Consider the following 11385-nt stretch of genomic DNA (forward strand, 5'->3'; position numbering starts at 1 on the left):
CCGGCCGCCTGGGGGCGGGCGCCTGGAGCGGGGCGGCCCGCCGGGGGGTGGTCGGTCACGGCCGTCCGGCCGCCGCGGAGATCAGCCGAAGTCCACGTCCGAGCACTGGTAGAAGGCGTTGCCGGTGTCGGCGATGTCCCACACCGCGAGGATCATGTGCCGGCCGTGCTTGGCGGGGAGCGAGCCGCTGTGGCTGACGTCGTACGGCGGCCGCTGACCGCCGTAGTTCACCTGCAGGAACGGCGTCAGGTCGAGCTGCGCGCGGGTGAGCGGCTGGGCGGGGTTCCAGCCGTCCTTGGTGATGAAGTAGCGGAACGAGGTGGTGGCGTGCGCGGCGGTGAGATGCCAGGTGAAGGTGTACGGCCCGCTCGACACCTTCGTCGCGGGCCAGGTGCCGCCGCGCGGGTCGTCGAGCGGGGCCCAGCGGCTGTCGCCGGCCGCGCAGATCGTCCCGTCCGCGGGGCCGGACTGCGGGAAGCCCTTGGGGCCTTCCGTGCTCTGCGGCTCCCACTGGATGGGGCCGCAGTTCTGCACCGCGCCCTGCTTGCACAGGAGCGCCCGGCTGGGCGGGTTGCTGGTGTAGCCGTGGGCGAGGGCGGGAGCCGCGGTGAGGAGCGAGGCGCCGGCGCCCACGGCGGCGGCGACGGCGAGGGTCCTCTTGCGGGGCATGCCGGGCCTGCCGGGCATGCGGAATCGGCGGGGCATACGCGATCCTCCTTGGCGGGGGGTGGGTCGGAGTCGGCAGCCGCTCACGAGGCGGGCGGGTGGGAGCGCCCGTCCGCTTCTAATAGGAAACTTTCCTTTTGAATAAGAGCATCGACGATCCGGCCCCGCGCGTCAACCCCCTCCCGCGCCGCGCGCCGGGCCGCCCGCACGCCCCTTAAGCACCGCGTGAAGGCTTGCGGTTGCGCTACTCTTGATGTATGTCGGCCAGGCTGCTCCTTCAACGACCACGTTGACGCATAGACGTCGACGTGGTGGCCCCTCCTTCGCGAGGGGTCGTTTCATGTGACGGACGGCCCGTTGGCCCTGTGAACCCCAGATGGAGACCGGAGCGGAAGCGTGAGCAGCGACGAGCAGTACGACCCACGGGCGGTTCAGGACAAGTGGCAGGCCCGCTGGGCGGAGCTCGACCCCTTCACGGCCGAGGACAAGGACGACGGCCGCGAGCGGCGCTACGCGCTGGACATGTTCCCCTACCCCAGCGGTGACCTGCACATGGGCCACGCCGAGGCGTTCGCCATCGGCGACGTCGTCGCCCGCTACTGGTTCCAGCGCGGCCACAACGTCCTGCACCCCATCGGCTGGGACTCCTTCGGCCTGCCCGCCGAGAACGCCGCGATCAAGCGCGACTCGCACCCCGCCGAGTGGACCTACGCCAACATCGAGACGCAGGCCGCCTCGTTCCGCCGCTACGCCCCGTCCTTCGACTGGACGCGCCGCCTGCACACCTCCGACCCCGAGTACTACAAGTGGACGCAGTGGCTGTTCCTGCGCTTCTACGAGCGGGGCCTGGCCTACCGCAAGGGCGGCCACGTCAACTGGTGCCCGAAGGACCAGACCGTCCTGGCGAACGAGCAGGTCGTCGGCGGGCACTGCGAGCGGTGCGGCGCGCTGGTCGAGAAGCGCGTGCTGACCCAGTGGTACTTCAAGATCACCGACTACGCGGACCGGCTGCTGGACGACATGGCGCAGCTGGAGGGCAAGTGGCCCGAGCGCGTCCTGCTGATGCAGCGCAACTGGATCGGCCGCTCCACCGGCGCCGACGTCGACTTCGTGATCGAGGGCCGGGACGAGCCCGTCACCGTCTACACCACCCGTCCCGACACCCTGTTCGGCGCCACGTTCATGGTCGTCGCCGCCGACGCCGCGCTGGCCGAGGAGATCTGCCACCCCGACCAGCGCGCCGCGTTCGAGGCCTACCGCGAGGAGGTCTCCCGGGAGAGCGAGATCGAGCGGCTGTCCACCGAGCGCGAGAAGACCGGCGTGTTCCTGGGCCGCTACGCGGTCAACCCGGTCAACGGCGAGCGGCTGCCGGTCTGGGCGTCGGACTACGTGCTGGCCGAGTACGGGCACGGCGCGATCATGGCGGTGCCCGCGCACGACCAGCGCGACCTGGACTTCGCGCTGAAGTTCGGCCTGCCCGTCCGCGTCGTGGTGGAGACCGGCCTGCCCGACCCCGCCGAGACCGGCATCGCCACCCCCGGCGACGGCCGGCTGGTCAACTCCGGCCCGATCGACGGGATGGGCAAGTCCGACGGCATCGCCCGCATCATCGAGGTGCTGGACGAGCGCGGAACCGGACGCGCCTCCGTCAACTTCCGGCTGCGCGACTGGCTGGTGTCCCGGCAGCGGTTCTGGGGCTGCCCGATCCCGATCGTGCACTGCGAGGCGTGCGGCGAGGTCCCCGTCCCCGACGACCAGCTGCCCGTCCGGCTGCCGGAGAACCTGCGCGGCGCCGACCTGGCGCCCAAGGGCACCTCGCCGCTGGCCGCCGCGTCCGACTGGGTCAACGTGGACTGCCCGAAGTGCGGCGGCGCCGCTCGGCGCGACACCGACACCATGGACACCTTCGTCGACTCGTCCTGGTACTACTTCCGGTACTGCTCGCCGGGGTACGAGGACGGCCCGTTCGACGTCGAGCAGGTCCGCCGGTGGATGCCGGTCGACCAGTACACCGGCGGCGTCGAGCACGCCATCCTGCACCTGCTGTACAGCCGGTTCTTCACCAAGGTCCTGTACGACATGGGCATGGTCGACTTCACCGAGCCGTTCACCCGGCTGCTGAACCAGGGCCAGGTGATCCTGAACGGCAGCGGGATGTCGAAGTCGACCGGCAACCTGGTCGACCTGGGCGACCAGATCGGCGAGTTCGGCGTGGACGTGGTCCGGCTGGCGATGCTGTTCTCCGGCCCGCCGGAGGACGACATCGACTGGGCCGACGTGTCGCCGCACGGCATGTCGAAGTTCCTGACCCGGGTGCACCGCATCGCGTCCGAGGTGTCCTCCGCGCCCGGCGCCGACCCGGCGTCCGGCGACACCGAGCTGCGCCGCGCCACCGCCCGCACCGTCGACGAGGCCACGAAGATGGTCGAGACGCAGCGGTTCAACGTGGCGATCGCGCGGATCATGGAGCTGGTCACCGCGACCCGCCGGGCGATCGACTCCGGGCCCGGCGCCGCCGACCCGGCCGTCCGCGAGGCCGCCGAGGCGATCGCGGTGCTGCTGTCGCTGTTCGCGCCCTACACCGCCGACGAGGCGTGGGAGCTGCTGGGACGCACCGCGCCGGTGATCCGCGCGGGCTGGCCGCAGGCCGACCCGGCGCTGCTGGTGGAGGAGTCGGTGACGTGCGTGGTGCAGGTCGCCGGCAAGGTCCGTGACCGGCTGGAGGTGCCGCCCGGCATCGCCGCCGAGGAGCTGGAGCGGCTGGCGCTGGCCTCCGGCAAGGTCCAGGACGCGCTGGGCGGCGCGGAGATCGCCAAGATCATCGTCCGGGCGCCGAAGATCGTGAACATCGTCCCGAAGCGCTAGCGGACGGCTCGACGGCGCGCTGAGGCGGCCGCGGGGATCGTCTCCCGCGGCCGACTCTCAGCGTCGCTCGCGCGCCCCCAGCGGGCCGCGCGCCATACATCGTGCCGCGCGCCCCCAACGGGTCGCGCGCTACACCTTGCCGCGCTACATCTTGCGCAGGACCGCCACGACGCGCCCGAGCACGGACGCCTCGTCGCCGGGGATCGGCTCGTAGGCCGGGTTCTGCGGCATCAGCCAGATGTGGCCGTCCTTGCGCTTGAACGTCTTCACCGTGGCCTCGCCGTCGATCATGGCGGCGACGATGTCGCCCTGTTCGGCGACCGGCTGCTGCCGCACCACGACCCAGTCGCCGTCCGCGATCGCGGCCTCGATCATCGAGTCACCGGTGACCTTGAGCAGGAAGTGCGTGCCCTCGCCGACGAGCTGCTTGGGCAGCGTGAACACGTCCTCCACGGCCTCCTCGGCCAGGATCGGGCCACCGGCGGCGATCCGGCCGACGAGCGGCACGTAGGCGGGCGCGGGCCGCGTCGAGGTCTCCTGGCCGCCCACGGCCTCGTAGGAGTCGGGCTCGGTGCGCACCGGCGTCGCGCCGGGGACGCGGACCTCGACCGCGCGCGGGCGGTTCGGGTCGCGCCGCAGGTACCCCTTGCGCTGCAGGGCCCGGAGCTGGTGCGACACGCTGGAGGTGCTGGTCAGGCCGACCGCCTCGCCGATCTCGCGCATCGAGGGCGGGTACCCCCGGCGCTGGACCGAGTCGCGGATCACCTCCAGCACCATGCGCTGCCGCTGGGTCAGGCCCGTCTCGTCCATGGGCCCGTCGGGCAGCTCCCGGACCTTGCTCATCGCTCGTCGCCTCCCGGGCGCCTCGATCCGTCACTCCTTGTCATGAACGCTATCGCGTCCGGACGAAATGATCAAACAATTGTTCGAAGATGTGCTCGCGTTTCGCGGGTGGGCTGCGGTACAACATCGTACAGGCGTTCGATCGAAAATTCATTCGAAGTCGAGGAGGGTGGAGATGCCCGATTCGCCGTCCGGTGAACGCGCCCCGCTGCGGGCCGAGCGCGCCCCGATCCGGCTGACCCGCCGCGGCCGCGCCGTGCTGGTCCTGTTCGCCGCCGCCGGCACGCTCGCCGCCCTCTGGCTGGACGGCGGCACCGGTGCCTTCGCGGGCGGCCGCGCCGACCACCACGGGCGCTCCGGCCACGTCCGGACCGCCGTCGTCGAGCCCGGCGACACGCTCTGGCGCATCGCCACGGACTGTGACCCCGGCGCCGACCCGCGCGTCACCGTCCAGCGGATCATCGACCTCAACGGGATGGGCGGCGACCCCACGGTACAGCCCGGCCAGCGGCTCGTCCTGCCCGGCTGAACCCCCTCCCCGGCGCCCTCGTCCGGACGCCCGCGGCGACACGCCCGGGACCGGGAACCTGATCGTCCGGCGTGACCTGGATCTACGTGGCGGATGTGACGCGGGTCCCCTCCCGAGGCCCCGGATCAGGTTGCGCAGCCGTCCGCCGAGCCGTACGGTTGACCACAACATCTAGTAGTCACACTGATGTAAGTCACCTATATATGGCGTGCAGTCGGGGTGACTCGTTTCCGTCAGGGGAGGGATAGCGCGTGCACTGCCCGTTCTGCCGCAACCCTGACACCAAAGTGATCGACAGCCGTTCCACCGACGACGGCAGCGCCATTCGGCGCCGCCGCGCGTGCGCGGAATGCGGCAAGCGATTCACCACGCAGGAGAATGTGCTCGTGATGGTGGCCAAGCGCAGCGGGGTCACCGAGCCGTTCTCCCGGGAAAAGATCATCGCCGGGGTGCGCAGGGCCTGCCAGGGCCGCCCGGTGGACGAGGATGCGCTCGCGAAGCTGGGGCAGCGGGTCGAAGAGGCGATCAGATCGTCCGGATCCGCGGAAATCCCCTCGCACGAGGTCGGCCTCGCGATCCTGGGGCCCCTTCGTGAACTCGATGAGGTCGCCTATCTGCGATTCGCCTCGGTCTACCGGAGCTTCGAGTCGCTGGACGACTTCGCCAAGGAGATCGAAGCGCTGCGGAAGGCCGGTTCCTCGGGGGAGCCCGGCCCGCCCCGGTAGGGGCGGTTCCGGAAATACGAGAAGCACATAGTGAAGGCGCCTCCGCACGGGCATGGCCCGGGCGGCGGCGGAGTTGTTCCTGTACAGGGCCCGGCGGGAGGGCCCGGGAGGGGGAAGGCATGACGGAGACGGTCAGCGGGCCGGCACGGCGCGGCAAGGGGGGCCGCAAGGGGCTGAAGGTGGAGCGGATCTTCACCACGCCCGGCGTGCACCCCTACGACGAGCTGCGCTGGGAACGCCGCGACGTCGTCATGACCAACTGGCGCGACGGCTCGGTCAACTTCGAGCAGCGCGGTGTGGAGTTCCCCGACTTCTGGTCGCTGAACGCCGTCAACATCGTCACGTCCAAGTACTTCCGCGGCGCCGTCGGCACCCCGCAGCGGGAGTGGAGCCTCAAGCAGCTCGTCGACCGCGTCGTCGGCGTGTACGTCCGGACCGGCCTCGAGAACGGCTACTTCGCCTCCGAGCAGGACGCCGAGGTCTTCGACCACGAGCTGAAGTACGCGCTGGTCCACCAGCTGTTCAGCTTCAACTCGCCGGTCTGGTTCAACGTCGGCACCAAGTCGCCGCAGCAGGTGTCGGCCTGCTTCATCCTGTCCGTGGACGACACGATGGAGTCGATCCTGGACTGGTACAAGGAAGAGGGCGTGATCTTCAAGGGCGGCTCCGGCGCCGGCCTGAACCTGTCCCGCATCCGCTCCAGCAAGGAGCTGCTGTCGTCCGGCGGCACCGCCAGCGGCCCCGTGTCGTTCATGCGCGGCGCCGACGCGTCCGCCGGGACGATCAAGTCGGGCGGCGCCACCCGCCGCGCCGCGAAGATGGTCGTGCTGGACGTCGACCACCCCGACATCGCCGAGTTCATCGAGACCAAGGCGCGCGAGGAGGACAAGATCCGCGCGCTGCGGGACGCCGGGTTCGACATGGACCTCGGCGGCAAGGACATCGGCAGCGTCCAGTACCAGAACGCCAACAACTCCGTCCGGGTCTCCGACGAGTTCATGCACGCCGTCGAGTCCGACGGCGAGTTCGGGCTGCGCGCCCGGATGACCGGCGAGGTCGTCGAGACGATCAAGGCCAAGGAGCTGTTCCGGCTGATGGCGCAGGCCGCCTGGGAGTGCGCCGACCCCGGCATCCAGTACGACGACACGATCAACGACTGGCACACCAACCCCGAGTCGGGCCGGATCACCGCGTCCAACCCGTGCTCGGAGTACATGTCGCTGGACAACTCGTCCTGCAACCTCGCCAGCATCAACCTGCTGAAGTTCCTCACCGACGAGGGGACCTTCGACGTCGCGAAGTTCGTCAAGCTCACCGAGCTGATCATCACGGCGATGGACATCTCCATCACCTTCGCCGACTTCCCGACCGAGAAGATCGCGCAGACCACCCGCGACTACCGGCAGCTCGGCATCGGCTACGCCAACCTGGGCGCGCTGCTGATGGCGACCGGCCACGCCTACGACTCCGAGGGCGGCCGGTCCCTCGCCGCGGCCATCACTTCGCTGATGACCGGCGTCGCCTACCGCCGCTCCGCCGAGATCGCCGGCGTCGTCGGCCCGTACGCGGGCTACGCGCGCAACGCCGAGGGCCACAAGCGCGTCATGCGCAAGCACGCCGCCGCCAACGACGACATCCGCACCCTCGACGACATGGACAAGGCGATCCACGCCGCCGCCGCCAAGCAGTGGCAGGAGTGCCTGAAGGCCGGCGAGAAGCACGGCTACCGCAACGCGCAGGCGTCGCTGCTCGCCCCGACCGGCACCATCGGCCTGATGATGGACTGCGACACCACCGGCATCGAGCCCGACCTCGCGCTGATGAAGTTCAAGAAGCTCGTCGGCGGCGGCTCGATGCAGATCGTCAACCAGACGGTGCCGCGCGCCCTGCGCAAGCTCGGCTACCAGCAGGAGCAGATCGAGGCGATCGTCGAGTACATCGGCGAGAACGGCCACGTCGTGGACGCGCCCGGGCTGCGCCCCGAGCACTACGAGGTGTTCGACTGCGCGATGGGCGAGCGGGCGATCAGCCCGATGGGGCACGTCCGGATGATGGCGGCGACGCAGCCGTTCCTGTCCGGCGCGATCTCCAAGACCGTCAACATGCCGGAGCAGGCCACCGTCGAGGACATCGAGAAGGTGTACTTCGAGGGCTGGCGGCTCGGCCTGAAGGCCCTGGCGATCTACCGCGACAACTGCAAGGTCGGCCAGCCGCTGTCGGCCGCCGGCAAGAAGGAGGAGGCCAAGACCGAGGCCGCCCCGGTGGAGGTGCGGCCCGTCCGCAAGCGGCTGCCGAAGCAGCGGCCCGCGACCGTCACCCGGTTCTCCGTCGCGGGCGCCGAGGGCTACATGACCGCCTCGTCCTACCCGGACGACGGTCTCGGCGAGGTGTTCCTCAAGCTCGGCAAGCAGGGCTCCACCCTCGCCGGCGTGATGGACGCCTTCTCCATGGCGATCTCCATCAGCCTCCAGTACGGCGTGCCGCTGGAGACCTGGGTGGAGAAGTTCACCAACATGCGGTTCGAGCCCGCCGGGATGACCGACGACCCGGACATCCGCATGGCCACCTCGGTGATGGACTACATCTTCCGCCGCCTGGCGCTGGACCACCTGCCCTACGACGAGCGCGCGGGCCTCGGCATCTTCACCGCCGAGGAGCGCGCGATGCAGGCCAACGGCGAGGACCCGGCGACCCTGCACGCCGAGGAGGAGATCGAGCACGAGACCCTCGCCCAGTCGGCGGAGATCACCCGTCCGGCGGTCCCGGCGCCCGCGCCCGAGGCGCGCTCGTCGATGGAGGTCATCGAGAGCCGCCAGGGCCGCACCGCCGACGCGCCGCTCTGCCTCACCTGCGGCACCAAGATGCGCCCGGCGGGCAGCTGCTACGTCTGCGAAGGCTGCGGCTCCACCAGCGGCTGCAGCTGACACCGAGCACGGCCGCGAGGGACGCGGCGTCCGGCACTGAGATGCCGTAGGCGCCGGTCAAGGGCGGTGGCGGGACGATGCGTCTCGCCACCGCCCGACTCATTCCGGCACTCGGTGCACCGCGCCGCCACCCGCCGCTCTCCTGGTCTCCAAGGCGGACGCGGGGGAGAAGATCGCACCGCAGGCGCCGCATTCCGCGCCGCCGAAGACGTGCCTCAGGCCCCAGGCGAGCCTCGGCTGATCGTCCCGCACCGCTGCGTGGTGCAGCCGCCTCGCGATGCCCAGCAGGTCGTCCGGGACCGCCGGCCGCAGCGGGATTGGATGGACGTCACCGAGGTCCCAGTCGCGAATCGACGAGTAGCAGCCGAAGTCCCCGATCACGATGCCGACCTTGTCGGAGCACCCGGGGCAGCGGACCTCGACGCAGAAATCGACGAAGTCGTCGAGGGCGTCGCTCAGCACCGGAAACCCGTCCAACGCGAGCTTCGCTCGGAAGGACGTCCGGTAGTCGGCCGGACGTTCCGACAACCATCCGTCAGCCGCGGCGCTCAGCAGGGCCAGCGGCCGCTGAAGTTCCTCGGTCCCTTCCAGAGGCCGGCCCTCGCGAAGAGCAGCCCCAACGATCTCGCCCGCGAGCTCGATCGCCGGGTGCCTCACCGCTCGGTCCGTGTGCTGGGCGAGGGAGGCCAGCGCGGGCAGCGCGGCGATGCCCGCCTCGCAGGTGTTCCCCTGGTGCCAGAGCTGTGCCCAAAGCTCGCTCCAGGCGTCGTCGGCACCGGTCCCCGCAGCCTTGAGAAGTGCTGGGACGTCCTGCGCCGGCCCGTAGACGCCCTGCAGGCGCGCCCAATCGATCACGCCTCGGAGTAAAGCACGCCCCAGGTAGACCCGGCCGTCGCGCAAGCGCTGTCGCGATGACCGCTGGCGGGGGTCAGGGTTTGGGTTTGGGGCGGAGGGTGCGGTAGCCGGGGTGGACGTCGGGGCGCAGGCCTTGTTGGTCGGCCATGCGGCGGAGCAGGGCGAGGAGACGGTCGTGCTCCTCGTCGGTGAGGGCCTCGCAGAGCAGCTGTTCGTGCGCCATGCCCGCCTGGGCGAGTTCGGTGAGGAGGGCCTCGCCCTTTTCGGTGAGGTGCAGCGCGTAGACGCGGCGGTCGGTGGCGTTCCTGCGGCGTTCGATGAGGCCGCGCTCCTCGAGCTCGTCGGCGAACGGGACGAACCGGCTCGGCGGCATGCCGAGGTCGCCGGCGAGCTCGCGCTGGCTGCGGCCGGGGGCGGCCGCGAGCATGCGCAGCAGCCCGGCCTGCGCGGGCGTCAGGTCCAGGCCGGCGATCCGTTCGGCGAACAGGCCGGCGGCGTGCGCCCCGAGCTGGGCCAGCAGGAAGGCGACGCCCGGCCGGGGCGTGGGTGGGCTCGCGGTCATGGCGATATCGTAGCCTCTTGACAATCGTTCCATCTTGTAATCATTATCAGATGTATACGGTTCGTCGAGAGGGAGAGATCCATGAACACGCAGACCACCGCGCGGGCCGGCCGCCGCCCGCAGTCCGGGCCGCCGCTGCTGGTGCCCGTCCTCGCCTTCACCGCGCTGACCATCGCCTACGTGGTCGCCAACCGGTCCACGCCGCACCCGGACGCGTCCGGCGCCGAGGTGCTGCGGTACGCCCAGGACCACGGGACCGCCATCAAGGCCGGGACCTTCCTGCTGCTCGGCTCGGCGTTCCCGCTCACGGTGGCCGCCGGCGTCCTCTACCGGCGGCTGCGCGCGCTGGGCATCACCGCGCCGGGTTCGGCGATCACCCTGGCCGGCGGGATCCTCGCGGCCGGCATGCTCGCGCTCAGCGCGATGTTCGGCTGGGCCGGCGGACGGCTCCCCGCGGACGCGAGCCCGGCGCTGGCGCGGGCGCTCGCGGACCTGTCGTTCCTGTCCGGCGGTCCCGCCTACGCGGCGACGTTCGCCCTGCTCGTCGCGGGTCTGTCGGTGACGGGCCTGCTCGCCCGGCTGCTGCCGCGGCCGATGTGCTGGGTCGGGCTGGCGATCGCCCTCGCGGGCATGGCCGGGACGCTGACGCTGGTGGGTTCCGGCTTCGCCTACCTGGTTCCGGTCGTCCGGTTCGGCGGGCTGCTGTGGCTGATCGCCGCCGCCGTGATGATGCCGCGCACCCGCCACGAGGTGCGGTCCCGGGACGGCGCCGCAGCGGAGTGAGCAGGCGATTCCCCCGTCCGAGGCGGGACGTGCCAGGAAACCGGCGGTGGACGAGTCCACCGCCGGTTTTCCGTTCGTGCCGTCAGCCGGTCCGGAAACTGCCGGTGGGGGAGACGTGCGCGCCGTAACCGGGGGCGATGAAAGTGAACGGCGGCGGTACGGGGACGGCGCAGAACGGGTCGGAGTAGAACAGCAGGCGGGCGGTGCTGTCGTTCACGGCGACGTGCGCGCCGGGCGGGAAGGATTGGCAGTTCGGCGAGGGCGGATATTCCTTCAGCCTGGTGCCGGCCCAGGAGATCTGCGCGCCCTCGCTGACGAAGACGATGATCTTGCCGTCCGGTGGCGCGGCCCGTTCCTGTGCTTTGGCGGCGGGTGCCGCCGACGCGGCGAGAAGTGCTGCTGTGATCGCGGTGGCGCAGGTGGCCAGGCGTGAGGGGATGGGCATGCGGCTCCTCGTGAGTCGAGTGGGGAACGCGGCGATGATGCCCGGTCCGCCCGGCCATATAACGCTGAGCAAGTGCCTTGTCACCCTTAGTGGTCAATGTTCGCGAGGCGTCGCGCTCTGACGTGCGGTTTTCTCGAGGATGGCATTTTCCGATCACGGAACGTCATTGACCGGTGACCGTGCGGCAA

The 11385-nt window shown here is 70.8% G+C and carries 10 protein-coding genes; 5 read left to right on the forward strand and 5 right to left on the reverse strand.

The window, feature by feature from the left end; all coding sequences use genetic code 11:
* Nucleotides 1-81 precede the first annotated feature (81 nt).
* Complete coding sequence (locus AB0C78_RS06215; protein WP_360742457.1) at nucleotides 82-705, reverse strand: lytic polysaccharide monooxygenase; 624 nt, start codon at nucleotides 703-705, stop codon at nucleotides 82-84.
* A gap of 357 nt (nucleotides 706-1062) precedes the next feature.
* On the opposite strand from AB0C78_RS06215, the gene leuS reads away from it, so the two are divergent.
* Complete coding sequence (gene leuS / locus AB0C78_RS06220) at nucleotides 1063-3531, forward strand: leucine--tRNA ligase (RefSeq protein WP_360742460.1); 2469 nt, start codon at nucleotides 1063-1065, stop codon at nucleotides 3529-3531.
* 144 nt (nucleotides 3532-3675) lie between these two features.
* On the opposite strand, the gene lexA is transcribed toward leuS, so the two are convergent.
* The gene (lexA, locus tag AB0C78_RS06225; RefSeq protein WP_151541018.1) at nucleotides 3676-4374 is read right to left on the reverse strand and encodes a transcriptional repressor LexA; all 699 of its coding nucleotides are present in this window, start codon (nucleotides 4372-4374) and stop codon (nucleotides 3676-3678) included.
* A gap of 175 nt (nucleotides 4375-4549) precedes the next feature.
* On the opposite strand from lexA, the gene AB0C78_RS06230 reads away from it, so the two are divergent.
* The 3 genes from AB0C78_RS06230 to AB0C78_RS06240 all read left to right on the forward strand — a co-directional run bounded on the left by AB0C78_RS06230 (nucleotide 4550) and on the right by AB0C78_RS06240 (nucleotide 8552).
* Nucleotides 4550-4903: a LysM peptidoglycan-binding domain-containing protein gene (locus AB0C78_RS06230; RefSeq protein ID WP_360742464.1), complete on the forward strand. Its 354-nt coding sequence runs from the start codon at nucleotides 4550-4552 to the stop codon at nucleotides 4901-4903.
* A gap of 251 nt (nucleotides 4904-5154) precedes the next feature.
* Nucleotides 5155-5628, forward strand: coding sequence for a transcriptional regulator NrdR (nrdR, locus tag AB0C78_RS06235; RefSeq protein ID WP_151541020.1), 474 nt, complete (start codon nucleotides 5155-5157; stop codon nucleotides 5626-5628).
* A gap of 119 nt (nucleotides 5629-5747) precedes the next feature.
* A complete protein-coding gene (locus AB0C78_RS06240) occupies nucleotides 5748-8552 on the forward strand; it encodes a vitamin B12-dependent ribonucleotide reductase (protein ID WP_360742467.1) in 2805 nt (934 codons plus the stop codon).
* A 99-nt stretch (nucleotides 8553-8651) separates the two neighbouring features.
* Here the strand turns inward: AB0C78_RS06240 and AB0C78_RS06245 are convergent, their stop codons facing one another.
* Together AB0C78_RS06245 and AB0C78_RS06250 are read right to left on the reverse strand one after the other, a co-directional pair.
* On the reverse strand, nucleotides 8652-9407 hold the full coding sequence (locus AB0C78_RS06245) for a hypothetical protein (protein WP_360742470.1): 756 nt from the start codon (nucleotides 9405-9407) through the stop codon (nucleotides 8652-8654).
* Between the two features lie 73 nt (nucleotides 9408-9480).
* Nucleotides 9481-9969 carry a MarR family transcriptional regulator gene (locus tag AB0C78_RS06250; RefSeq protein WP_360742473.1) on the reverse strand — a complete coding sequence of 163 codons (489 nt, stop codon included), beginning with the start codon at nucleotides 9967-9969 and terminating at the stop codon, nucleotides 9481-9483.
* An 81-nt stretch (nucleotides 9970-10050) separates the two neighbouring features.
* Between AB0C78_RS06250 and AB0C78_RS06255 the strand changes: the two genes are divergently transcribed.
* Entirely contained in the window at nucleotides 10051-10752 is a 702-nt protein-coding gene (locus AB0C78_RS06255; protein WP_360742476.1) for a DUF4386 domain-containing protein, read from the forward strand.
* A gap of 82 nt (nucleotides 10753-10834) precedes the next feature.
* Here AB0C78_RS06255 and AB0C78_RS06260 read toward each other — a convergent pair whose 3' ends face one another.
* A complete protein-coding gene (locus tag AB0C78_RS06260) occupies nucleotides 10835-11197 on the reverse strand; it encodes a hypothetical protein (RefSeq protein WP_360742478.1) in 363 nt (120 codons plus the stop codon).
* Between the last annotated feature and the right edge of the window lie 188 nt (nucleotides 11198-11385).

Origin of the sequence: Actinomadura sp. NPDC048394 (genome assembly GCF_040651755.1) — a bacterium.
In the GTDB taxonomy this organism is placed as follows: domain Bacteria; phylum Actinomycetota; class Actinomycetes; order Streptosporangiales; family Streptosporangiaceae; genus Spirillospora; species Spirillospora montaniterrae.

Coding starts and splice junctions, on each gene's coding strand:
- AB0C78_RS06260 (WP_360742478.1), bottom strand. CDS start 11,197: ATGCCCATCCCCTCACGCCTGGCCACCTGCGCCACCGCGATCACAGCA.
- AB0C78_RS06230 (WP_360742464.1), top strand. CDS start 4,550: ATGCCCGATTCGCCGTCCGGTGAACGCGCCCCGCTGCGGGCCGAGCGC.
- lexA (WP_151541018.1), bottom strand. CDS start 4,374: ATGAGCAAGGTCCGGGAGCTGCCCGACGGGCCCATGGACGAGACGGGC.
- AB0C78_RS06240 (WP_360742467.1), top strand. CDS start 5,748: ATGACGGAGACGGTCAGCGGGCCGGCACGGCGCGGCAAGGGGGGCCGC.
- AB0C78_RS06215 (WP_360742457.1), bottom strand. CDS start 705: ATGCCCCGCCGATTCCGCATGCCCGGCAGGCCCGGCATGCCCCGCAAG.
- AB0C78_RS06255 (WP_360742476.1), top strand. CDS start 10,051: ATGAACACGCAGACCACCGCGCGGGCCGGCCGCCGCCCGCAGTCCGGG.
- AB0C78_RS06250 (WP_360742473.1), bottom strand. CDS start 9,969: ATGACCGCGAGCCCACCCACGCCCCGGCCGGGCGTCGCCTTCCTGCTG.